Here is a 21,371-nt window from a genome sequence, read left to right as displayed (position 1 = left end):
GACCAGGAACGGACCCGGCTCGCACGCCGGAGGCGGCGGCGGAGGCGGAGGCGGAGGTGGCGGCGGCGGAGGTGGCGGTGGCGGCGGCGGAGGCGGCGGAGGCGGCGACCCGAAGTTATAGGTCAGCGTCACCAGCGCACTGTGCGACCGGATATCCGTTTCGTCCGACGTGCTGTAGAAGCTGTTCGTTTCAACATCATCGTGATTAAACAGGCGATACTTCACGCCAATGTCGAAGTTCCGGGAAAGCGGATAGCGAACGCCGGCAACAAGTTGCCAAGCGAAGCCCGAGTCCGAATCATCGGTGTAGACCGGAGCGGCGTCCGTAGTACGGATACCATCGAAGCTGGTGCGGGCGATACCGACACCACCACCGATATAGCCCTGGAACCCGTCATCGTCACCGAAGTCGAGAAGACCATTGACCATGAAGGCGAGGATACGAATGCTGCCCTGCGCGCCATTCCACTGGAACGGGTTGCCCGGAGCGTTGCCGTTCGGGCCACCTGGGTTGTAGTTCACACCGCCGTCGGCGCGAGGCGTACCCGCGATCGGCAGACGCGAACCAAGATTCTGTTCAATGGTAGTAACTTCAGCGCGGCGATACGAAACATCGGCTTCCAGACGGAACCAACCGAAATCATAACCCAGAACACCGCCAACGTCGAAGCCAGGCTCCGTGTTGACGCTGAACGCGTTGTTGGTGAACACACCGGCCGAGTTGGTAACGTCAAAATCGGCATTGCCGATCAGCGTTCCACCCGCTTCGGCGCCGAGATACCAAGAATCATCGCGAGCCAGCGCTGGCGTAGCCGCCACGGTGAGCGCGGTTGTCGCGAGCGCCGCTTTGATGGCGAACTTGCGCATAACTTTCCCCTTTCTTACAAATTCCTAGCTTAGGAATGCCAAAACCAATATCGAAACCGAACTGACCACGCAAGCAGTCAATTGGCGTATCTGTTGCCAAAATGCCGCATCTGCGCACTCAAATGGCAGACTGGAAGCGGCCTTTGTCAGCAATACACGACCTGAACGTTTCTATGCCGCGATGGTTGCAGTGTTGCAAGGAAAGTTAGTTATTTAATTGTGATTATTCGCAAGATCATGTCGCAATAAGGCCGTGCGCCCGCAAAACTGCGAGAATCGCGGTGATCCCGGCGCGCGATTCCGCATCGATAACACTACCGCCACCGATATCGGCAATCGCCGCCTGTTGCGCGCTGACAACAGCGACTCCGTCGATACGGACGACAGAGCCTGCCAACTCACCGTCCATCCATGCCGCGCCATCCCATACTGTATATATCTCGGCGTCCCGCACCCAGACGCGCATATGCTCTGTCGGCGCAACGAAGCGCCAGCCGCCGGCGGTCCAGACGGCCAGCCGGTTCGCCTGACCGGACCAGTCGCCGGTCGGCGCAGTGCCGACGATCCAGCCCTGCCCGATCGCGGGTATCGGCGGCGGGATATTGTCACCGCGCGTTTCGGCCACCGGATGCAGGGCCGCATCGAGCAGCGCGAGCGCCTCGTTGTGGAAGACCTCCTTCTGCGCCTGACCCGGCTGGATGAAAGGTAGCCCGAACCGGGCCGTCGAATCGGTCATGCCGATACTCCTGTGTCAGAGGGTGAAAACCGTGCGCGCCGGCGTGAATGATTCGGCATGCGTACCAAGCTGGACGACAGAGAGGGTGTAGCTCCCGGCCATGTCTGCGCCGTCGGCGAGCTGGTCCGCACGCATATATGTCCAATCGGGCTGGCCGGTCTCGACCGTGCGTTCTGCACCAACCGCCGGCATGACCGTGGCCTGCCACGATTCGGTCTCCTCGCCAAGCGGCACGTCGCTGCCCGAGGTCCATGCCCAGCCCAGGCGGCTGCGCCGCACCCAGCGGAACGCAATTCCGCCATCCGCCAGCCGCTCCGCCGTCAGGTGAACCGGCGCGGGCGGGCGGATAGCCAGTCCGGCGATACTATCGCTGACTGATACGGGCGCGTCGGTATCGCCCAAGCCGGTCGCCATCACTTCGATCGAACCGCCCAATGCGGAGATCGGCGCATTGATCGCCTTTGCAGCCGCCGCCTCGATCAACACGAATCCTTCGCCGATACTGTGCGCGTCCATCGCCCATTCGGTGCCGCGCCGTCCGCGCAACAACCGGCCGAGGCGGAACCGCCCCTCGCCCAAAGGCTCGGCCAAGCCGAACTGAATCAGCTCATCGCCGAGGAGCGCCAGATTCGCGCCGGCAATCAGCGCGGCATCGGATGCCGAGGAGAGCCACATCGCGTCATGGAGTAATGCGACCTCGACCCCAGACTGCGCATCGATCATCGCCGCTTGGCCACCGGCCAACAGGCTGGCGGCCTGTCCCATCACGGCGGAGGGCGCGGTGCGGCCCAGCGAGGCGAAGCTCGCGCCACCGTCATAGCTGACTTCGAGCACGGCGGACCGCCAGCCCAGCGAGGGCCCCGCCGCCGCTACGATCAGGCGCGGAGCGTCGTACAGCGCGTCGTCGAGACCCGGCAGGTCGAGCACATGCAAGACCGTCGGCCCATGATCGAGATCGGGATCGGATACGGCGCGGCCCGGCGCGGCCATATCCGCAACCGGCTGCGCGGCCGGCGCGACCCGGACCAGATCGAGCATCACGGCCATCCGCTCCAGCCCGAAACCGGCGACGCGCCACACCCCGGATTGCCCCGGGATCCGCACCGCATCGCCGGGCCGCACGTCCATCGCCCGGAACGGCAGCGCGACGGTCGCCGTCTCCCGCTCGCTCCATAGCCGCGCCAACCGTGCTTCGGCGATGGCCTTGGCGCGCGGCGCGGACAGCGCCGAGGGTAGATCGATACGTTCCACGGCCCGATCCGGCCCATCGAGCCAGGCCCGCTGCAATCCGGCCTGATAATCGCGCACGGGCTCATAGTAGCGGATGGCAACTTCGACCGGCGTCTGGCCTGCGCCGTCCCGTTCGATACGGTGGCGCGCCCCGCCCTCTTCTCCCGGCTCCGCGCCGAGATCGTCATCCGCAAGGTCGGAACCATCGGGAATCGCATCGGAAAACCGCACGATATCGGGATCGTCGATCTGATGATGCGGCAGGGCGGCGAACAGCATTTCGATCGCGGCGCGCAGATCGGCGCCATGGGCGGCATAGCCGGAGAGCGTAGCATCGCTGTCGGCCGCCGCCTGCCCGGCGCTGAGATCGTCGACGATATCCCCGATGCCGACCGCATCGGCATCCGCTTCCACTTCGAAAGTGAGCGAGGGTATCCGGTTGCCGAAATCGGCCAGCTGGAGATTTTCGAACACGGCGAGCGCCAGCCCGCGATAGGCCGGCGTGCCATCGGCACCCTCGGCCGAAGCGATCAATGGATCGAAAACTTGATCCTCCGATCCCAGATGCAACCGGAAATCGGCGGTCTCGCTCTTGAAGTCCCCGGCCGCGCCGCGCAGCAGCTTGCCATCGGCCCAGATGCGATGGACGGCGCGGATCGGCCGCGCCGACAGGGCAACCGCAAAGGACGCGCTATAACTATAGGTGGTGGTGCTCGGCCGGCCTTTGCCGCCGCCCTCGCGATTGCGATCCTCCTGGATATCGGTCGCCCAGATCACCGTACCCGCGATCCGCATGGTGCCGAAGACGCGCGGGATCGGCGTGCCGTAAGACGAGGTCTGCAGGCGCAGATCGTTGAGGCGCGGCCCTTCCCGCCCCTTGGGCGCGAACAGCCGACTGTCGATCTGCTGACCGATAAAGGCGCCGATCGAGCCGCCGAGCGGACCAGCCACCGCGGTGCCGACCGTGCTTAATATCAGTGTCGCCATGGATCAGCGCCTTTCCCGGTCCGCATCGGGCCGCCAGCGCCAAGTTCCGAGCACGGGCCAGGGCGGCGGTCCGGGCCGCTCAACGATGCGCCGCAGCGCGAGATCGGCATGGATGAATCCGGTGCCGCCCAGAATCGCGAAATGGAGCTGGCGCGCGCCGGGCCGTAAAACTCTAAGGTCGCCCGGTATCGCCAGACCATCCGGTACGGTGGCAAAACCGTTGGCGGTCAGCCGATCGGTCATGTCGCGTACATCGCCGCCGCGCAGCGCGTAACCGGATGGCAGCGTAAGTACCGCGCCCGCCGCGCGATAGGCGAAGGCGGCAAGGCCGACACAGTCGAGCCCGACCGCCGGATCGCGTCCCTGCACGCGAAACCGTGCACCAACGCAGGTGCGCGCCGCCGCGACAATCCGCGACGGAGTATCGTGATGCTCGCCCATCATCCGGCTCCCGGATAGCGGGTCAGCAGATCGTTGCCCGGCAGATGCGGCTCGCCCCGGAAATTCTCTGCATTGGCAAAACGGTCGCGGCAGGTCGCGAACAGCCGGTCGCAGCCTTGGGTGAGTTCGATATGCGCGCCGGGCTGCACGGCGAAAGGCGGAGCTTCGCGCAAAGTGAGACGATCGCCGTCCGATGAGAGGATCGCGCTGATCAGGCCGCTATTCCCGCCATCGATCCAGCGGAGCCGGCCATAGGCATAGCTGTTGGCGGCAGGTTCGCTATCGGCGATGGTGATGGTCCGGTCGTCGATCAGCGCAACGACGCTACTCATCCGCTGATGCTGGGCCAGATCGACGCGGCATCGTCTGTCCCCGAACCGCGCCCGGCATTCGGGCGACGTCATCTCGCTGACCGGCCGGTCGAGCATCGCGGCCGGGCCTTTCAGTTCCGCCGTAAAGCGCAGAACCTCGGTCGAGACGGCGCCGAGTTCGCCGCGTCCAAGCCGCAGTTTTTCGGCGTTCGGCTCTTCCCAATCCACCGCGAATATCTCGACGCGCGCGCCATCCCAACGGCCGGTCGCCAGATCGCCTTCGGTAATCGCATCGCTGGTCAGCGCGCCCGAGACATCCATCACGTCGGCATCGAGGCCGCTCTCCATCCGGATCGCCGAAGGCAGCATGCCCGGTGCCGACCGATAGACCAGGCCGTCGATGGTCAGATCCCGGTCATGCGTGGTGAAACCCAGCGTCACGCCGTCCCGGCGCGCGAGACGCCAGCAAAAGGCAATCGTCGCGACCGGCGCCGCGAGAAAATCGGTCATCAGACCGGCCGAATCTCAATCAACGGCACGCTCAATGCCTCGCCGGCGCGAAAGGTGGCGCGGCTCACTTCGAGCCGGTCCTCGGCGAAGCGCACGGGCACGTCGAACAGATAGCCGGCGCGGATTTCGGCATCGGCGGCAGGCGGTGTGTCGAACCGGATTTCGCCCGCTTCGAACGCCCAGCCGCTCGCCTGTTCAACGCCGTCCACGGCCACTCGGATCGATCCCGAAACCGGATGGGTGATGGCGCGGACCTGCTGATCCGGCGCATCGCCATAGCGTTTGACAAGCGCAAAGCCGGTTGTCTGCCCTTCGCCGATTCCGAGAAACTGGTCGCCGGGCGCGGGCGTTCCCGCCATGCCGTTCGAACTGTGATCGAAGGGATCGCGAAAGCGAAAGCCGCGCGCCGCGCCGCGCCGGGCGCGGAAAAAGGCGATCAGCGTCCCGACATCGTCTTCGGCGCGCACGCCCGGCCCCGCATCGTAGCGCATCCGCGCATCGGCCCAGTCGCTGTTGCGATGCTCGGCGCCCGACGCTGTCGTCACGATCGCGGTCGAGAAGCCGGAGGCCGCCACCGCCTCGCGGCCGAGCGCCAGCGGAAATTGCACATCGTCGAAAGCCTGCACATCGCTCTCCTCGCTGTCGAAATGGGTAAAGCCGTCGCGCATCACCTGGGGCAGCGCCCATACGAAAGTGTCGGCGACGCCCCGGCGGCGTGCGGCATCGGCCGCCGCGTCGATCTCGCTCCATTGCGCCGCATCTTCGGCGTTGAGCACGAAGCCCGAAAAATAGTGCTGGCGCGTGACCGGATAGCCGAGCCGCGCTTCCATCGCCGCGACGCCGCGCGCGGTCGCGCCGCGATTGCCGGCCGTCACCCAGTCATAGTCTTCAAGCTGGAGCACATCGAAAGCCGGGTCCGCCCAGCCAAGCGGCACATTGGCGCGCTTCGCCTCGGGCGCGGCCTCGTCGAGCACGGTCGGCAGATACACCAGCAGATAGGTCGTCGCATCGGGGGCCTGCGCTTTGACCGCATTGGCGATCAGCGCCGTGGAGTCCGCAAGGATTTCGCCGGCCCGGTCGAGCATCGCGATCTGTTCGGGCGATTGCGGCCCGAGGATCGTCGGGATCGAGACGAGATCGTCGCCAAAGGCCGGCACGGCGGCATTATCGTAGAGGCAGATGCGATAGGAGCCGTCGAGCGTGATCCACCACCAGGGCTCGCCGATCTGAAAATGGACGGGCAGCCCGGCATCCTGCAGGATCGTGACAAAGGCGAGCGCAACCGCACGCAGATAGTTCATCGCCTGGGCGCGCGCCGGCGACAACAGGGTCGAGGGCGGCACCCAGCCGGTCTGCGCCGTATTGCCTAGCTCGTCCCGCTGCTTCCAGCTTTCCCGGCACACCGCGTCGAACAGCTCGTAAGACAGCGAAAAGATCAGATGATAGCCGAGCGCCTTCGCCCGTTCGGCAAATTCGATATGCCAGCGTTCGCACGACGCGTTGATCGCGCCGCCGGACAGGGTCGCCTGGGGAACGCCGGGCTCCCAACTGAAATAGCCGAGCCGGTAATAATGGCTCATGCCGACATAATGGTTGATCGGCCCGCGATAGCCGAGATGCAGCGCGTTGCGCAGCAGCCGTTCGGGCGTCTGGTTATAGGCGTCGTCATAGCCCGTCGCGAGGCGCAGCCCGTGTTCGGGCAGAAGTGTGTCGCCGATCTCGAGCGTCGAGGCAGGACCACACGCGACGATATCCGACAGTTCCACCCAGGCCTCAGCCGTTTCCGCGAGCGGCGCGGCTACGTCCGTATAGCCGGGCGGCACCAGCGAGATGAACATCCGGTCGATATCCCCGGCCCAGACCGGATCGGCCTCGCCCGGCAACAGAAAGCCGCCGTGCATCGCATCGAAATCGAGCGCGATTGCCGCATCGTCCGGCGCGCCGCTGGCATAGTTCCAGAGGCGCACATACCAGCTGCGCGCCGCACCGCTCGCGTCCCGGCCCTCGATCGTCAGCGTCGGCCCGTTAATAGCATCGAGCGGCATGAGTCCCGACGACCGCCAGTGAAAACTCACGCGGCACCCGCGATAATCGCGCGCCGTTTCATAGGCGATCAGCGGATGATCCCACCGGTCTTCGCTCTCCCAGATCAGCCCGGCCAGATTGTCGCTGTCATAGAAAACGCAATCGGCGCGCAGCGAGGCAGGGCTCGTCGTCACGACCGACGCCATCATCGGGCGCGGAAAATCGACGGTCCAGAAGCGCGGATCGAAACGCTTGATGAAGCTGTGCTGCTGCGCATCGCCGGGCGCGGCGAGCCAAAAGGGCATCGGCCTAGTCCGCCCGCTCGAGCGCCCGGCGGACATGGCGCGCGATCTGGCGGCTCGAACGGGTCAGCGCTTCGGGTTCGGACCCGCGCGGCGCGTTGAGATTGACGGTCACGTGCACATCACGGGCATTGTCGCGGGCGGCCAGCGGCTCGACTCGCCCGCTGGCCGACGGCACGAACAGTTCCGGCCCGCGCTCGCCGACGCGATAGGCCCGGCCCGGTGCCACGGGGCCGCCCGTCGCGCGCCCCGGAACGCCGAGCAACGCACTGGCGAGCTGCGTGCCGAGCGACAGCAAGCCGCCCGATCCGGCGCTCCGCGCGCCGCCGAAGAGCGAATCCAGCCCGCCCCGGATCGCCGCCTGGGCGATATCGCTCATCACGGCGAGCGCAGTGCGTTTCAGATCGTCGAAACCGAGCTTGCCGGTGCGCACCGCGCGCAGCAGCGCGCCCTCGATCCGCCGTCCGGTAATATCGGCCGCGCCGCCCAACCCATCGGCCAGCGCACGGCGCATATCCTCGACATCGTGCCGGAACGCCTGGGTATCGGCGCGGATACGGACCATCTGGTCGTCAAACTCATCATCCATCGGGAAATTGCTCCATCAGGGCGGACAGATCCGATCGCGCGGCGGGAACGCCGTCCGGTGCGTCATCCGAAAAGACCTGCAAAATCGTTGCGAGTTCGGCCGGCGTCGCCGCCCAGAAATCGTCCGGCCGCCAGCCCAGCATCGCACCGGCAAGCCCGGCGAGCCGGGCAGCGGATTGGGCGAAAGTTTCAGATATCATCAATTCTTTCTCTCCCTTTACGGGAGAGAACAACGAAGGCTTGGCAGCTTGCTGCCTAGCCGCAGTCAGAGAGGGTTTAGCTGCGCTGCAATGCGCCGCGTTTCCACGCTCACTAAACGTTCGCTCTGTACCCTCTCCCTGACGACGCTACGCGCCGTCTTTCCCTCTCCCGTAAAGGGAGAGGGCTTTATCGGCCCTGCAGTACCTGCCCAAGCAGGATGCGCAGCGCCGGGGTCAGCGCGGCAAGCCCCTGCCCCGCCAGCGCCTCGCCGAACCGCTCGCGCGTCAGCGCCTCGGGCTTCGGATCGAGACAATGCCAGAAGAGCGCGACAAGTTCGGCCAGCCTGAGCCCGCCATCCGCCGCCCGCTCGACCAGCGCGAACAGCGGGCCGAGCTCTTCCTCGGCGGCCACCAACGCGGCAAAGCTCGGCCGCAACCGCAGCGCTTCGCCCGCAACGACAATCTCCGCCTCGCCACGCGCGGGGTTGGCTTTCGTCATATTGGGTACCTTTCAAACCTTCTCCCTTGATGGGAGAAGGATATGGAGCCTTGGCGAGGCACGAGCCTAGGCGAAGTTGGATGAGGGTGATTCATCGGTAGGCGATATAGCCAGCGGATAGATCACCCTCATCCAACTCCAACTAGCTTCTCCTTCGACAAGCTCAGGATCAGCAAGTTTGCGTATCCTTCTCCCATCAAGGGAGAAGGTTTAGAGGCTCACCACCGCGCCCGAACTTTCGAGCGCCAGCGTGTAGTTGCGTTCGCCGTTGAAATCGCCGGCATAGTCGAGCCGGGCGATCAGGAATTGCCCCTGCATCCGCTCGCCGCTTTCGAAGCTCAGCTCATAATCGTCGAGCGATCCGCCGAGCGCATTATTCTTGAGCCGCGTCTCGGCCACCGAGCCGGTAAAGATGCCCGCCCCCGACACCGATACGGACCGCACGCCCGCACCGCTCAGCAATTCGCGCCAGCCGCCCGAATCCTTGTTCGTGACGACCACCGGCTCGCCATTGATCGAAAGCTGCGTCGTGCGCATGCCCGCCACCGTGCTGTAGGTCGGCGGATCGCCGCCATCGCCGACTTTCAGGAGGAAAGCCGATCCTTTTTCTGCTGCCATGATTGTCTCCTCGATAATTCCTCTCCCCTTGCGGGAGTTCGGAGGTCGATCATGCTCCCAGCATGATCTGAACAGCGCGGGGCGCTGTTCACCCCGAACTGATATGGAGCCTTGCGATCCTGAGCTTGTCGAAGGATCGCTAGGCGAAATTGGAGAGGAGGTAAGCTGCAAGCTCTTTGCCCCGAGGCATTTACGCTTCGCTCTGCCCCCCTCTCTCTGGCGACGCTGCGCGCCGCCTTTCCCTCTCCCGCGGTGGGGAGAGGGTGTCACACCGCCAGCATCCGCACCCGGTAATCGATGATGCCGCGCCAGGAGTTGGTGCTGCGGTCGACGCGGCCGCGCAGAAAGACGCAGCTCGCGACGCGCCAGCCGGACAGGTCGCGCGGGAGCGCGGCGATTGCGGTTTCCGCCTCGGCCATCAGTTCGGCGAGGCGCTCGGCGCGTTCGTCCTGATCGAAGATGGACAGCGCAAAACGCAGCTCGCGGCCCGGTTCGGTCTTGGTGCTCCAGTCGCGCGCCGCGATCGGGCCCAGCTCAACGTACGGGATCGCCGGGCGGATGACGGGTGCGGCATAAATGCCGTTCACCGCATCGGCGAGCGGCGCATGATCGCGCAGCGCCGCCATCAGCGCACCGCGCAAGACGATCTCGGTGCTCATTGGAGCCGCATCCGCCGCCAGGGCCGCCACAACGCAACGACCGCGGCCGGCGGCCCCGCCGTCTCGTCCGCATCGCGCTCCGTAAAGAGATGCGCGACGAGCCGCACAATGCCCTGGCGCAAGGGTTCGGGCACGGCATTCCAGTCCGGCCCCATGCCGGCGCGATAGGCGACCGTCACCCGGCGCGCCTGCCCGGCCGCCGTCACGCGTACCCAGCCATCCCCATTGCTATCTATATCGATCGCATAGCTGTCGATCGGCAACGCGAAGGGATCGCCCGTTTCCGGCAGCCCGGTTATCCCGGTGATCGCGGCGACCGGCGTCAGCGTCAGCCGCCGCCATTCGCTCGATACGGGAATCGTCTCCTCCGCATCTCGCAACAGCAGGGCCCGCCCGACAAAGCGTTCGCAGACGCCGGTCGCGGTGCGGATCAGCCCGGCGAGCAGCGCATCGTCTTCGTCCGTCGCGATGCGCAGATCGGCTTTCACCGTGTCCAGCGCGACGGCGGTTGCGGCGGGCACATCTTCGACCGCCGCCATCAGACCTGCTCCACGCGAATGACGAGCGAGCGGTCGGCCGCGCACCCGTCCGACAGGTCGATATGGCAGGCGGCGCGATAGACGCGGCCCGCGATACCGCCCGAGAAACGCGCGCCGGTTTCGCTGCCGTCGATAAAGTCGGCCGAGGCGGTGACGCCGCCAGGCTCATCGGGTTCGATCGCCCAACTGGCGGCCGCAATCGTCGCGCCATCGAGCAGCGCGTCCGGCCAGCGCATGGCATAACGCAGATCCGCATCGGGATCTTTGAGAATGGGAGTCATGAAAAAGGCTCCGTGGATATAGGGGAAAGCGCCGCGCCTCCTGCGAAGGGGGAGGCACAGAAGACGCGGCGCACGCCATCCTCTCCCCTTGCGGGAGAGGATACGCAGCCTTTCCCGCGCAAGCGGGTTAGGCGAAGTTGGAGAGGGGTGAGCCGCAAGCGTATCGCTTTGAGGCTTTTACGCTTCGCTCTGCGCCCCTCTCCCTGGCGACGCTACGCGCCGCCTGTCCCTCTCCCGCAAGGGGAGAGGGTTTCAGGATCAGCTCACACTAAACCGCAGCAGCTTGATCGCCTCGCTGTTCGAGACCTGCCCGCCGACGCGCTTCGTCGCGTAGAAATGGACGAAGGGCTTGTTGCTGAACGGATCGCGCAGGATCGCGGTTTCGGCCCGTTCGGCGATCAGATAGCCAGCCTTGAAATTGCCGAAGGCGATCGCGTCCGTGCCGCTGCCGATATCGGGCATGTCGTCGGCCTCGACGATCGGATAGCCGAGCAGCGTATCGGGCTGGCCCGCCATCAGGCCCGGCTGCCAGAGAAACGCGCCGTCCGCCGTCTTGAACTTGCGGATCGCCGAGAGCGTCGCCGCGTTCATCACGAAGTGCGCGCCCTGCCGATAGGGCGAGCGCAGCGACTGGACGAGATCGACCAGCGCATATTCGGGATCGCTCGCATCGAAGCCGCCATCCGTGCCGGTGGCGATATATTGGAGCGTTCCGAAGGCGCGGACGTCATCGGCCTCGTCGGTTGGCGTGCCCGTGAGGAAGCCCCTGGGTCGGTCCGTGCCGGAGCCCGATACGAAGGCCGCGCCCTCGGCTTGGGCGAATTCGGCCGCGATCTCGCTGGCGAGCCAGGCTTCGACATCGAAGGCCGCATCGTCGAGCATCGCCTGGGAGGCGGCGGGGTTCGCGTAAAGCTCGCCCATCGGCGGGGCGATCTCGGCAAAATCGGGCGTATCGGTTTCGGGGCGCGCGGCGTCTTCGGCGACCCAGCCCGAGGGCGTCCCGCCCGTCGTCACGAGTTTCCGGTAACCGGCGCTGCCGACCTTCACGACATTGGCGATGCTCCGGATCGGCGAAATGTCGTTCAGCGTCCGGTCGATCACCGCATCGATTTCCTGCGGGATGGCATAACCGCCCGCCGGCCCGCCCGTGCCGTCGAAGCTCTTGCGCTCGAGGCCGGTCTCCAGCCCGCGCCGCAGATAGTGCGCCGTGAAATCGCTCTGCCCGCGCGGCATCGACTTCGTACCCTCGAGCGCCGGGCGCGCCGCGGCGACCGTATGCGCATCCATCCAGCGTTTTACGGCGGCAATATGTTCGGCAACCTGCTCGGCCGGCGATTGCTCCTGATCCTCCTCTGGCGCGTCATCTTCGGCCGCGGCGGCATCTTCATGCGCCGGCTGCTCCATCGCCGCAAAGCTCGCCGCGAGCGGGTCCATCTTGGTTTCGATTGTCATGTTCATCTTCTCCTTGGGGGCACAAAAAAAGCCCCCGAGCCGGAAGGCGCGGAGGCGGTGAAATTAACCCCTCTCCCCTCGCGGGAGAGGGAAAGGCGGCGCGCAGCGTCGCCAGGGAGAGGGGCCGAGAGCGAACGTAATGAGCGTGGAGCCGTCCTGCGCCGTTTCTCGCCCGGAAAACCCTCTCCAACTGCGACTAGCGACCCTTCGACAAGCTCATGATCGCAAGTCTCGTTTCAGTGAGCGGTGTTCGACGGGTCGGTCGTGCTCCCAGCACGACCTGTGCGATGCCGGGGGCATGGCACACCCGGCGACCACCGCTCACTCCCAGAAATGGGAGAGGAGTGAGCCTTCCCATCGCAAGAATTTCAAATTACAGGACGCGCCATGACCGACACCAAAGAAACCCCGCCCGATCGCCTTGCCAACAACCCGATGAGCGATTTCTACGATCCCGCCATGCTCCAGCGCGGCATCGGCATCCGCTTCAAGGGCAAGGAGCGGACGGACGTCGAGGAATATTGCGTTTCCGAAGGCTGGATCCGCGTCCAGGCCGGCAAAACCAACGACCGCCACGGCAACCCGCTGACGATCAAACTCAACGGCGAAGTCGAGGCATGGTTCGAGGATGTGGACGAGGTGTGAATATAAACATATCGCCCTCTCCGAGCGATTACCTTACGGTAGACGAGCGTATTGTTTGGAGCGGTAGACCTGCACAAGGCTTCTTGTTTCAAAGAACCGATTGGTTTCTCATTCCATTCAGCATATTTTGGGCGGGCTTTGTCGTTTTCTGGAATATCGAAGCTTGGGGCGCCGCAATCATTAGTGGTGAGTCCGTAGCCTTCATGTTCGCATTATTTGGTATACCCTTCTTGCTCGGCGGGTTTTACTTTACGGTTGGTCGCTTCGTACATGATGCCAAAATCCGAAGTTCTCAAATCTATGTGGTTACCGATCAGCGCGTTTTAGTTTTCAGGCAACGAAAAAATGTGTCGGTTCAGTCACTAGACTTAGGCCATCTACCCGTTTTGGAGCTTTCCGAACGAGCTGATGGCTCGGGTACTATAGCCTTTGAAAGCAAGAGTGATTGGATTTCACCTTCAGGTTTGGGTATTTGGGTTCCGTCCCTCAGCAAATCGATGAAATTTCAAAGAGTTGCGAATGCTCGATCTGTTCACGAGCAAATTCGCCGGGAATCTCAGCGAGTTTGATTGTCAGCCACCGCATGCACCCGCGCCAATGGCTGCATGGGAATAGGCACCAGGCTGACTTCCACCAGATCGACATCGATCAGTTCGCGCAGCGCGCGTTTGCCCTGCCGGCCGTCGCGCACGCGATAGCCGAAGCTGAGGCCGCCGAGTGTGCCGCTCTCCAGCCCCGCCGCCAGCTTCGCATCGTCGAGCCTTGCGATCACGCGCAGGCCGCGCGCATCTTCCGCCAGCGTCTCGATCCGGCCGATCACGTGGCCTCTCTCATGCTGCCACAGCAGGGGCACATCCCGCCCCTGCCCCGCCGAACGCTCCAGCGACCGCTTGAACGCGCCCGCGCGGATCACATCGCCGCCCTGGTCGGGCCGATCAAAGACCGCCGCATAACCGGCGAAGCGCAGGCTCATCGCCCGGGCCAGCCGACCATGCCGAAGCGCACGGCAAGACCAAGCAGGATCAGCGCCAGCAGCGTCTTGCCGATCCAGCCAAACGCCGTACGCATCGCCCCGCGCCGCGCGATCCGCCAGGCGCCGAGCAGTTCGCGCAGCTCATCCAGATCCTTGCGCGCATGGACATCGTCGAGGCCGAGCTTGTGCAGCGCATGGGTCGCGCCCAATTCGCTCGCCTCCTCGACGATCGCGCGGACCGTCACCAGATCGCCACCCTTTTCGGATAACTGCTCGACCAGCCGGACGAGCATTTCTTCGTTTTCGGTCATGCCGGTTGTCCAATGTCACACGTCATTCCCGCGCAGGCGGGAAACCAGTCCACCGGCCGCAGCGCGAACTGACCGGGCCGGACTGGACTCCCGCCTGCGCGGGAGTGACGAGGGGTTATTCAGCCAGGGTCTCCAGCCCCAGCATCGCGCGCTTCTCCTCAGGCGAGAGGAAGTCCGCTGCGCTGACCTGCGCCCAGAGCTTCTCGCGATCCTCGGCAAGCGCGGGCACATGATCGAGATCGACCTCCAGCGCCGCATCCGGCCACCACTCGGCGAGCCCGCGTGCGATGCCCCCCAGTATCTTGTTCGCCAGCGGCAAGACGCCCAGCCGCCACAGCGCCCGGTTCGCCTCGCGATAATTGGCGTACGTATTGTCACCTGGGAGGCCGAGCAGCATCGGGGGGACGCCGAAGGCCAGCGCGATCTCCCGCGCCGCGGCCGCTTTCAGCCCGACGAAATCCATGTCCGCCGGCGTCATGCTCATCGCCTGCCATGTCAGCCCGCCTTCGAGCAGCATCGGGCGGCCCGCATTGGCCGCGCCCTGGAAGCCGGCCTCCATCTCCGCCTTGAGCCGCTCGAACTGTTCACCCGACAGCGCCGCGCCCGGTTCGCCGGGATCATAGACGAGCGCACCCGAGGGCCGCGCCGCATTGTCGAGCAGCGCCTTGTTCCATTTGGTCGCAGCATTGTGGATGGCGATCGCGCCCGCCGCCGCGCCGAGCGCGCCCAGCCCGTAATGATCGTCGAGCGGATGCATGGCGCGGATATGGATAAGGCCCGGCCTCCCCATCCCATCCTTCGCCTCGAGCCGCATGGTCTTCTCGCCCGCGCGATAGAGATAGGCGGCGGGCCAGCCCTGCGCGTCGGGCTCGACCGTCACCCGCTCGGGGCGCAGCGCGTACAGCTCGGCCGGCGCGTCATCCGCATCACAGAGAATCTGGATATAGGCGTTGCCATGGAGCAGCAGATGCGCCGCCGCCGTCTCGATCAGAGGCTGACCGGCGGAATCCGCGGCGCACAAGCCCGTCTCCCGCGCTCCGCCGGCCAGCGGCGCCGCGCCCGCGCTCTCGGAAACAAGACGCACGGCGCGCTGCGCAACCGGATTGTCAACATAGCCGCCACGCACCTGGGCCTCATACCCACGCGGCCAATCGCCGACCGTGACCGCACCCCATGGCGCACGCAGCAACGCCGGACGCGCGGACGCGCGCCCGGACTTCCATCCGAAGAGTTTCATCGAATTCTCCTGAACCTTCTCCCAGCGGCGAGCTGGCTAGACGCAGTTCTATTTGAGCCCGTACGGCTCAGATCGTTTCTGCTGTAGTTTGCCGTTACAGCACATTATCAGCTCAGCCGCGTTGGATACGCTCGTTCACATTTGGTCGGCTTCTTCATCGGCATAGCGGATCGCCTCACGCCGCGCGCGCCATTCGCCGAACCGATTGGACAACCAACGCAAACCAAAAATCAGCAGGCCACCGACGACGAGCCATGGCAGCAACACGGTCACGAGATATACCAGAACGGTGAAGAGCGCGGTCAGACTGGTACGGCCCGCCTGGAGCCCCTCATCCGCGATCTGTCCGAGTGGCTTCCGGCCATAGCTGTATTCGCCGACATAGCTGATCGTCAGTGGCGACATGGCGAGGCGCCGCTCATTCGCCGCTTGCACCTGCTGCTCGCCGGCCAATCGCGCCCGCAGATCTGCTGCCTCCGATTCAAGTTGGGCGCGCCGGTCATCCGACAATCCACCGGCATTCAAAGCGCGGTCGATCTCGGCCAAACGGTCCTCGATACGGGTTTCGCTGCGCTCGCTGTCATCGATAGCTGTCTGCACCTCCTCGCCGCTGAACCGGCTCGATAGCAGAGTGCCTCCCATTTCTTCTGCGCTGCTTACGGCATCGCCGGCGAAGGACCGGGCCTCGGCGGGTACGATTAGAAAGGTCAGCGATCCCCGCACTCTACCCTCATCGGATCGATCGAATTGCATGCCGATAATCTGGCAGCGATCCAGCCCCATTTCCTCGCACGAATCCGCATGGCTTTCCTGTAATTCGGCGATGAGCGAATCCGGCACTCCGAGCCGCATCGCATAATCGAACGCGACGCCAGGGGCCGCGGTGGGATCGATATTTGGCGCGACCCGGTCGGCTGATGCGCTTTCATCCGCATATTGCGAAGCTTCACCACAGGCCGCCAACACGCCCAGAACACCAAGCACAGCAAATTTCTTACGCACGCGGAACTCCTCATCTGCAAGACGAACCGTTTACTATGAGCGATGAACTGTGTCCACCGTCCGCACGATCGCGAGTGATTTTAGCAGCCGAAATAACTGATATGAAACAATATTAGCACTTTGCTTCACAGCCTTCGTACCCCCGGCGCATTCCGCCCTCTCAACAATAGCTCCGTCAGCGCATGGACCAGCGCGTCGGCGCGGTCGGGGCTGCGGCCGGGGCCCTGGTAGCGGCCGTCTATCGTCAGGCCCGCCATCTCGTCTTCGAGCGCCGGGAAGGTGCCCATATGGCGGACCTCACCGCGCTCATAAAAGGCCGCGATCGGCTCGGCGCGGGCGCTCTTGCCGCGCGCGGCGTGGACCAGCCGGAGCGGTAGGTTCCGCTCCGCCGCGCGCAATACGGCGCGCACCATCTCGCCGCCCTGGTTCGCCTCGGCGATCACGCGATCCGCGTTCCAAATCTCCGCCGTCTCGGCCACTTTCCGCGCCCAGCCTTCGGGCCGCAATCCGTCGACGCTCGCATCGGCGAGCACATAGCCGCGGCCGTCCGCGCCAAGCCCGGCGGCGACAATGCCGCAGGCGTCCGAATGCTCGCCCGCGCCGGCCGGCGGATCGACCGCGACGACAATGCGCCGCATCTCCGGCGCGGCATCGACGCGGCACGCTTCGATCAGCGCGCGCGGCCACAGGCTGTTCTCGATATCCGCGATCAGCTCGCCATCCAGCTCCTGCCGCCCCAGCCGGGTGCCGCCATAGGCGGCTTCGACGGTGGCAATAAAAGCTGGCGCAAGGTTCAAGCAATTGTCCTGCGTCCTACCGCGTGTGACGATGATAGCTTTATCGTCGCTCTGCGCCTCGCCTATCAGCCGCTCGATCAGCGGAACCGGACGCGGAGTCGTCGTGGCGACGATGCGCGGCCCGCCGCCACGCCGCATGCCCAGCATCATATTGTCCCAAGCCGCTTCGCCATCCGGCCATTTGCCGATCTCGTCGCACCAGGCATGGCTGTGCTCCGGTCCGCGCAGACTGTCCGGTTCCGCCGCCGAATAGAGCTTGGCCTGTGCCCCGTTCGGCCAAGCCAGCCGCCGCAGGGATGGCGCCCACAGAATATCCTCATCTCGCGGCGTAACCGCCAAAAGCCCACTTTGGCCTTCCACCATCACGCTGCGTGCTTCATGCAAAGTCGCGCCGATCAGTGCGATCCGCGCTGCTCCGTTCTCCTTCGCGATTGCCCGCACCCATTCGGCTCCGGCACGCGTTTTGCCGAAACCGCGACCGGCCAGAATCAGCCAGACATGCCAGTCGCCTTCTGGTGCAATCTGATCATCGCCGGCCCAAAATCGCCAGAGGCTTTCCAGCGCGCGAGCAGACGTCTTGCCCAACGCCTCCAGAACAGCGCGCCGGTGATGCGGCGGCAAGGCCAGCATCGCAGACAACCGCGGATTGCTATGGACCATCCGATGCCGAACCGGGCCGCGCGGTTTCCGTGTCCGCGCTCTCCAGCCGCACTTTCATCTCGGCAAGTTTGGCATCGAGGCGCTCCAATATGTCATCCTCGTCGACATCCTGTTGCATTGCGCGCTGCCGGACCACCGCGTCCTTGTGCGCCAGCAGCAGTTTGAGCGCCGTGGCGTCGCTGTATGTGGTAATCTCGGCAATCTTGTTGCCCGCATGAAACTTCGGGGTTTCCGTTCCGAACCGCGCCCGCGCCAGCATTTCCATTTCCAGATGCGCATAGCCGGAGGTCAGCGCTTCGCACCATTGCCGGGCGAAAGCCGCGTCGCGATCAAACAGGCGGTATGCCGTCTGCTTGCACATACCGGCATGGCGCGCGGCGCTGGCGACATTAGACGTCATCGCCAGATGCGCGAGAAACTCAGCCCGTATCTCTTCGCTCGGAGCATCGTGCCGCCGGGCGACCATCGCCACCCGAACGCCGCGGCCGCCGGGATTGATCCGGCGCGGCTCAAGCACGATTTCCTGCCCAAGTACCTCCGCCCATCCAGCGCGAAACGCTTTGTCCTTGTTGCGCCAGCGATAAGCGCAGGCGCTGCTAATGCCGACAGCCCGGGCCGCCTTGGCGACGTTCTGGCAAATACCGAGTTCTTCGAGGAAATGTTCTCGGCGCTCCGGCGTAAACAGATTGCCCTTTCCACGCGGTCGTCCGGTTTTGCCTTTCATCGCCGCCGCCATGTTCACGCCAAAACAAAAGCCGGGAAACGCTGTCGCGCCCCGGCTGGATAGATTTTTCGATCTTCGGCTTGTGTACCGAAACAGCGTTACGCTGTCAAGGTATTTTTACCGATTTGGTAAAATAACCGACCCCACTCTATCCCAAGGCCCCGATATGCGCGGGATTGCGTGACTCAAAATTCTCTGACACCACCTTCCCCCATGAGCTGGGACGAACTCAATCTGGTCGTGAAGGGCGGTGTGATCGGGCTCGCGCTGCTGATGACCCTGATTCTCTGGCGCGATCATCGGCACGCGCCGGCCGGCCGGATCGGCATGCTCTTTCTTGTAACGGTAATCTGCCACATCGTCGCAACGAACCGGGTCACGGGGATCGACGGTCCGCCGGCCTTGATCGACTGGGCGTTCGAGGTCGGTTCCAACGCGGCACCGGGCGTGTTCTGGCTGCTCGCGCGCGCCTGGTTCGCCGACGAACGGCCGGGCTGGCGCAGCTGGGCCCTGGTCGCGGGTTCGGTCGGGCTCATGCACTGGCATGCCTGGATGCTGTGGCTCGATATCGAACCCTGGATCATACCGACCGGAATCGCGGGACGGGCTGCGGCCATCGGCATGGCGGTGGCCGGCCTTTATGTCGCCTGGCGCAGCCGGGGCGAAGACCTGATCGAGGAACGCCGGCGGTTTCGCACCTGGGGTATGAGCGCGATCGGCCTTTACACGGTGATCGTACTGGTCACCGAAATCGGCATGCGGCCCGCCTTTCTCTATTCGCCGAGCAGCGCCCGGGCATGGCTGGTCTTCGGTATTTTCCTGCTCACGCTTGCCGCCGCTACAGCGATGCTCGCCACGAACCGCGCCGATCTGTTCGGCGCGCCGCAGCGATCCGGCGATGCCGACGAGAAGAAGCCCGAACTCGATACCGTGCTGGCCGCCAAGCTCGATGCACATATGACGAGCGAGCTGGCCTGGCGGGAGGACGGCCTCACCATCGCCGCGCTCGCTCATCGCCTCGACACGCAGGAATATCGGCTGCGCCGCCTGATCAACCGGCAACTCGGCCATCGCAACTTCGCCGCCTTCCTCAACAGCTATCGGCTGGACGAGGTGCGCACGGCGCTGGCCGATCCCGAACAGCGCGACGTGCCGATCCTGACCATCGCGCTCGACGCCGGATTCGGCTCGCTCGGCCCGTTCAACCGAGCGTTTCGCGAAGCCGAGGATATGACGCCAAGCCAGTATCGCGCGGCGAAGATCGATTAGACGGTCATTTGCGAGAATTTCGCGCAGATCGGAATTAGGATGAAATACAAAATATACTTTTGCATAACTTTGATTTCTCTTCTGGTTTCCTTGGGATTCTCCGTGTGGCTATGGCTCAAGGTTGAAGAATTTGAGCGCAAGCCTTTCTACTACAGAAGCGATGTATCAATCGTGGAATCTTCGATTCGACGATACAACGCTATGAACCCTAGGGCAGAGCCCATGCTGCTGGACGACTATAAATATCTGTTCCCGATCGTTATGCATTTGGAAGATAGACGATGTGTTGAGCTTAGACCAACGACGCGAACAATCGGCGGGTCGAAAGTATACTGCTACAGCCGCATTGATGATCGGCTCATTTCGGAACACCGGGTAGGCGAATAGCAGTATCGCGTGACTAGTTGAGTTCGGCAACGGTGGGCGACAACGATAAATATCGAAATCCGATACCGAGATCTATCGGGCAGGGCACAAGATCAGTGTGCCTGCCTAGCCAAGATCGGCTGAATTCCGACGCTTTTCCGCTTATCGATTTCGAAATCCGGCTAGCCTGGTTCCAAGCCGGGCGAGAAAAACAGGCTGCAGACCGGCACATCGGCCCCATCAAACGCACATGGGAGAGCCGCAATGCCGATCAACGAAATTCTCGCCTTTCTGCCCGAGCCGATCCGTGTAGGTATCGCGCATATACCCAGCATGATCACCTTCGATTTCGGCCGCTATCTGATCGCCGCGTCGGTGATCGCCGCGATCGTCTGGATCGCCAAGCGCGGCGGCGGGGCCTATCGTCAAATTCAGAAACGGGTCGCGAGCTCGGCCGATTACCGGCGCGAATTCTTCGCCTCGCTGCGCACCTGCGCGATATTCGTGTTTGTCGGCATCTTCATCGTCGCCGCGTCGCAGATGGGCATCCTCTACGATATTCAGGGCAGCTACGGCCTCGCCATCGATCTCGCGCTGTTCGCAGCGATACTGCTCGCACATGACGCCTATTTCTATTGGACGCACCGGATGATGCACCACCCGAAGCTGTTCAAGACCTTCCACCGCTTCCATCATCGTTCGGTTACGCCGACGCCCTTCGCCGCCTATGCGTTCGATATACCCGAGGCGCTGGTGATGGTCGCCTTCATGCCGCTCTGGCTGTTCTTCGTGCCGACCCCGGCCACGGTGATAACCGCCTTTCTCGCGTTGATGATTATCCGCAACGCGATGGGCCATGCCGGGCTCGAGCTGCACGCGCGCTGGTGGCTGAAAAACCCGCTCACCCGCTGGATCAGCACGACCACCCATCACGACATGCACCATTCGGGCAATTTCAATCGCAACTACGGATTTTATTTTCGCTTTTGGGACGTGCTTATGAAGACCGAAGCGCCCGAATATGAAGCCGCTTTCGCCGCATCGGTCGCCAAGCCCGAAGCGGAAACCGAGCAAGCGGAAACAGGCCTTGCCGCCGCGCGCTAGGGTTAGGACCCTAGATTTCACTCTCCCCTCGGAGCGGG

At 64.2% G+C, this 21,371-nt stretch carries 24 protein-coding genes; 4 read left to right on the top strand and 20 right to left on the bottom strand.

Features of this window, described 5'->3' with window-relative positions:
• The 14 genes from Q0974_RS13645 to Q0974_RS13580 all read right to left on the bottom strand — a co-directional run.
• On the bottom strand, positions 1-867 hold an 867-nt coding region (locus Q0974_RS13645; RefSeq protein WP_299328692.1), incomplete at its 3' end, for an outer membrane beta-barrel protein.
• 235 nt (positions 868-1,102) lie between these two features.
• On the bottom strand, positions 1,103-1,603 hold the full coding sequence (locus Q0974_RS13640) for a DUF2793 domain-containing protein (protein WP_299328689.1): 501 nt from the start codon (positions 1,601-1,603) through the stop codon (positions 1,103-1,105).
• A gap of 15 nt (positions 1,604-1,618) precedes the next feature.
• Positions 1,619-3,820 (bottom strand): phage tail protein, encoded by a 2,202-nt coding sequence (locus tag Q0974_RS13635; RefSeq protein WP_299328686.1) that lies wholly within the window; start codon positions 3,818-3,820, stop codon positions 1,619-1,621.
• A gap of 3 nt (positions 3,821-3,823) precedes the next feature.
• Positions 3,824-4,264 carry a peptidoglycan endopeptidase gene (locus tag Q0974_RS13630; RefSeq protein WP_299328683.1) on the bottom strand — a complete coding sequence of 147 codons (441 nt, stop codon included), beginning with the start codon at positions 4,262-4,264 and terminating at the stop codon, positions 3,824-3,826.
• Entirely contained in the window at positions 4,261-5,082 is an 822-nt protein-coding gene (locus Q0974_RS13625; protein ID WP_299328680.1) for a DUF2163 domain-containing protein, read from the bottom strand. Before Q0974_RS13625 ends, Q0974_RS13630 begins: the two co-directional genes overlap by 4 nt.
• Entirely contained in the window at positions 5,082-7,412 is a 2,331-nt protein-coding gene (locus Q0974_RS13620; protein WP_299328677.1) for a DUF2460 domain-containing protein, read from the bottom strand. The genes Q0974_RS13625 and Q0974_RS13620 overlap by 1 nt, the downstream gene beginning before the upstream one ends.
• A gap of 4 nt (positions 7,413-7,416) precedes the next feature.
• Entirely contained in the window at positions 7,417-7,998 is a 582-nt protein-coding gene (locus tag Q0974_RS13615) for a tail tape measure protein (RefSeq protein WP_299328675.1), read from the bottom strand.
• The gene (locus Q0974_RS13610) at positions 7,991-8,197 is read right to left on the bottom strand and encodes a phage tail assembly chaperone (RefSeq protein ID WP_299328672.1); all 207 of its coding nucleotides are present in this window, start codon (positions 8,195-8,197) and stop codon (positions 7,991-7,993) included. Before Q0974_RS13610 ends, Q0974_RS13615 begins: the two co-directional genes overlap by 8 nt.
• 187 nt (positions 8,198-8,384) lie before the next feature.
• Positions 8,385-8,696, bottom strand: coding sequence for a gene transfer agent family protein (locus Q0974_RS13605; protein ID WP_299328669.1), 312 nt, complete (start codon positions 8,694-8,696; stop codon positions 8,385-8,387).
• 210 nt (positions 8,697-8,906) lie between these two features.
• Entirely contained in the window at positions 8,907-9,314 is a 408-nt protein-coding gene (locus Q0974_RS13600; protein WP_299328666.1) for a phage tail protein, read from the bottom strand.
• A gap of 266 nt (positions 9,315-9,580) precedes the next feature.
• Positions 9,581-9,973 (bottom strand): DUF3168 domain-containing protein, encoded by a 393-nt coding sequence (locus tag Q0974_RS13595; RefSeq protein ID WP_299328663.1) that lies wholly within the window; start codon positions 9,971-9,973, stop codon positions 9,581-9,583.
• Complete coding sequence (locus Q0974_RS13590; RefSeq protein ID WP_299328661.1) at positions 9,970-10,512, bottom strand: head-tail connector protein; 543 nt, start codon at positions 10,510-10,512, stop codon at positions 9,970-9,972. The genes Q0974_RS13595 and Q0974_RS13590 overlap by 4 nt, the downstream gene beginning before the upstream one ends.
• Positions 10,512-10,793 (bottom strand): hypothetical protein, encoded by a 282-nt coding sequence (locus Q0974_RS13585; RefSeq protein WP_299328658.1) that lies wholly within the window; start codon positions 10,791-10,793, stop codon positions 10,512-10,514. The genes Q0974_RS13590 and Q0974_RS13585 overlap by 1 nt, the downstream gene beginning before the upstream one ends.
• A gap of 258 nt (positions 10,794-11,051) precedes the next feature.
• Complete coding sequence (locus Q0974_RS13580; protein ID WP_299328655.1) at positions 11,052-12,251, bottom strand: phage major capsid protein; 1,200 nt, start codon at positions 12,249-12,251, stop codon at positions 11,052-11,054.
• A gap of 381 nt (positions 12,252-12,632) precedes the next feature.
• On the opposite strand from Q0974_RS13580, the gene Q0974_RS13575 reads away from it, so the two are divergent.
• Together Q0974_RS13575 and Q0974_RS13570 are read left to right on the top strand one after the other, a co-directional pair.
• Positions 12,633-12,890 carry a DUF3297 family protein gene (locus tag Q0974_RS13575; RefSeq protein ID WP_299328652.1) on the top strand — a complete coding sequence of 86 codons (258 nt, stop codon included), beginning with the start codon at positions 12,633-12,635 and terminating at the stop codon, positions 12,888-12,890.
• Positions 12,887-13,459, top strand: coding sequence for a hypothetical protein (locus Q0974_RS13570; protein WP_299328649.1), 573 nt, complete (start codon positions 12,887-12,889; stop codon positions 13,457-13,459). Before Q0974_RS13575 ends, Q0974_RS13570 begins: the two co-directional genes overlap by 4 nt.
• Here Q0974_RS13570 and Q0974_RS13565 read toward each other — a convergent pair.
• From Q0974_RS13565 to Q0974_RS13540, 6 genes are all read right to left on the bottom strand, one after another.
• A complete protein-coding gene (locus Q0974_RS13565) occupies positions 13,447-13,863 on the bottom strand; it encodes an HK97 family phage prohead protease (protein ID WP_299328647.1) in 417 nt (138 codons plus the stop codon). The genes Q0974_RS13570 and Q0974_RS13565 overlap by 13 nt on opposite strands.
• A complete protein-coding gene (locus Q0974_RS13560) occupies positions 13,860-14,174 on the bottom strand; it encodes a DUF6127 family protein (RefSeq protein WP_299328644.1) in 315 nt (104 codons plus the stop codon). Before Q0974_RS13560 ends, Q0974_RS13565 begins: the two co-directional genes overlap by 4 nt.
• A 115-nt stretch (positions 14,175-14,289) precedes the next feature.
• Positions 14,290-15,411, bottom strand: coding sequence for a phage portal protein (locus tag Q0974_RS13555; protein WP_299328641.1), 1,122 nt, complete (start codon positions 15,409-15,411; stop codon positions 14,290-14,292).
• A 135-nt stretch (positions 15,412-15,546) separates the two neighbouring features.
• Positions 15,547-16,413 (bottom strand): DUF4349 domain-containing protein, encoded by an 867-nt coding sequence (locus Q0974_RS13550; RefSeq protein ID WP_299328638.1) that lies wholly within the window; start codon positions 16,411-16,413, stop codon positions 15,547-15,549.
• Positions 16,414-16,538: 125 nt separating this feature from the next.
• Positions 16,539-17,840 (bottom strand): terminase family protein, encoded by a 1,302-nt coding sequence (locus Q0974_RS13545; RefSeq protein ID WP_299328695.1) that lies wholly within the window; start codon positions 17,838-17,840, stop codon positions 16,539-16,541.
• A gap of 19 nt (positions 17,841-17,859) precedes the next feature.
• Positions 17,860-18,594, bottom strand: coding sequence for a hypothetical protein (locus Q0974_RS13540; RefSeq protein WP_299328636.1), 735 nt, complete (start codon positions 18,592-18,594; stop codon positions 17,860-17,862).
• A gap of 213 nt (positions 18,595-18,807) precedes the next feature.
• On the opposite strand from Q0974_RS13540, the gene Q0974_RS13535 reads away from it, so the two are divergent.
• Complete coding sequence (locus Q0974_RS13535; protein WP_299328633.1) at positions 18,808-19,863, top strand: helix-turn-helix domain-containing protein; 1,056 nt, start codon at positions 18,808-18,810, stop codon at positions 19,861-19,863.
• A gap of 630 nt (positions 19,864-20,493) precedes the next feature.
• Entirely contained in the window at positions 20,494-21,333 is an 840-nt protein-coding gene (locus Q0974_RS13530) for a sterol desaturase family protein (protein WP_299328630.1), read from the top strand.
• The last annotated feature ends 38 nt before the right edge of the window (positions 21,334-21,371 follow it).

It is taken from the genome of Parasphingopyxis sp., assembly GCF_028279465.1.
GTDB lineage: Bacteria > Pseudomonadota > Alphaproteobacteria > Sphingomonadales > Sphingomonadaceae > Parasphingopyxis.
The sequence above is the reverse complement of the archived record's forward strand: the minus strand, read 5'-3'. Positions and strand labels throughout refer to the sequence as shown.

What these genes read in the sequence shown, in the direction of transcription:
- Q0974_RS13640 (WP_299328689.1), bottom strand. Translation starts at nt 1,603, where the DNA reads ATGACCGATTCGACGGCCCGGTTCGGGCTACCTTTCATCCAGCCGGGT.
- Q0974_RS13635 (WP_299328686.1), bottom strand. Translation starts at nt 3,820, where the DNA reads ATGGCGACACTGATATTAAGCACGGTCGGCACCGCGGTGGCTGGTCCG.
- Q0974_RS13630 (WP_299328683.1), bottom strand. Translation starts at nt 4,264, where the DNA reads ATGATGGGCGAGCATCACGATACTCCGTCGCGGATTGTCGCGGCGGCG.
- Q0974_RS13625 (WP_299328680.1), bottom strand. Translation starts at nt 5,082, where the DNA reads ATGACCGATTTTCTCGCGGCGCCGGTCGCGACGATTGCCTTTTGCTGG.
- Q0974_RS13620 (WP_299328677.1), bottom strand. Translation starts at nt 7,412, where the DNA reads ATGCCCTTTTGGCTCGCCGCGCCCGGCGATGCGCAGCAGCACAGCTTC.
- Q0974_RS13615 (WP_299328675.1), bottom strand. Translation starts at nt 7,998, where the DNA reads ATGGATGATGAGTTTGACGACCAGATGGTCCGTATCCGCGCCGATACC.
- Q0974_RS13610 (WP_299328672.1), bottom strand. Translation starts at nt 8,197, where the DNA reads ATGATATCTGAAACTTTCGCCCAATCCGCTGCCCGGCTCGCCGGGCTT.
- Q0974_RS13605 (WP_299328669.1), bottom strand. Translation starts at nt 8,696, where the DNA reads ATGACGAAAGCCAACCCCGCGCGTGGCGAGGCGGAGATTGTCGTTGCG.
- Q0974_RS13600 (WP_299328666.1), bottom strand. Translation starts at nt 9,314, where the DNA reads ATGGCAGCAGAAAAAGGATCGGCTTTCCTCCTGAAAGTCGGCGATGGC.
- Q0974_RS13595 (WP_299328663.1), bottom strand. Translation starts at nt 9,973, where the DNA reads ATGAGCACCGAGATCGTCTTGCGCGGTGCGCTGATGGCGGCGCTGCGC.
- Q0974_RS13590 (WP_299328661.1), bottom strand. Translation starts at nt 10,512, where the DNA reads ATGGCGGCGGTCGAAGATGTGCCCGCCGCAACCGCCGTCGCGCTGGAC.
- Q0974_RS13585 (WP_299328658.1), bottom strand. Translation starts at nt 10,793, where the DNA reads ATGACTCCCATTCTCAAAGATCCCGATGCGGATCTGCGTTATGCCATG.
- Q0974_RS13580 (WP_299328655.1), bottom strand. Translation starts at nt 12,251, where the DNA reads ATGAACATGACAATCGAAACCAAGATGGACCCGCTCGCGGCGAGCTTT.
- Q0974_RS13575 (WP_299328652.1), top strand. Translation starts at nt 12,633, where the DNA reads ATGACCGACACCAAAGAAACCCCGCCCGATCGCCTTGCCAACAACCCG.
- Q0974_RS13565 (WP_299328647.1), bottom strand. Translation starts at nt 13,863, where the DNA reads ATGAGCCTGCGCTTCGCCGGTTATGCGGCGGTCTTTGATCGGCCCGAC.
- Q0974_RS13560 (WP_299328644.1), bottom strand. Translation starts at nt 14,174, where the DNA reads ATGACCGAAAACGAAGAAATGCTCGTCCGGCTGGTCGAGCAGTTATCC.
- Q0974_RS13555 (WP_299328641.1), bottom strand. Translation starts at nt 15,411, where the DNA reads ATGAAACTCTTCGGATGGAAGTCCGGGCGCGCGTCCGCGCGTCCGGCG.
- Q0974_RS13545 (WP_299328695.1), bottom strand. Translation starts at nt 17,840, where the DNA reads ATGCTGGCCTTGCCGCCGCATCACCGGCGCGCTGTTCTGGAGGCGTTG.
- Q0974_RS13540 (WP_299328636.1), bottom strand. Translation starts at nt 18,594, where the DNA reads ATGAAAGGCAAAACCGGACGACCGCGTGGAAAGGGCAATCTGTTTACG.
- Q0974_RS13535 (WP_299328633.1), top strand. Translation starts at nt 18,808, where the DNA reads ATGAGCTGGGACGAACTCAATCTGGTCGTGAAGGGCGGTGTGATCGGG.
- Q0974_RS13530 (WP_299328630.1), top strand. Translation starts at nt 20,494, where the DNA reads ATGCCGATCAACGAAATTCTCGCCTTTCTGCCCGAGCCGATCCGTGTA.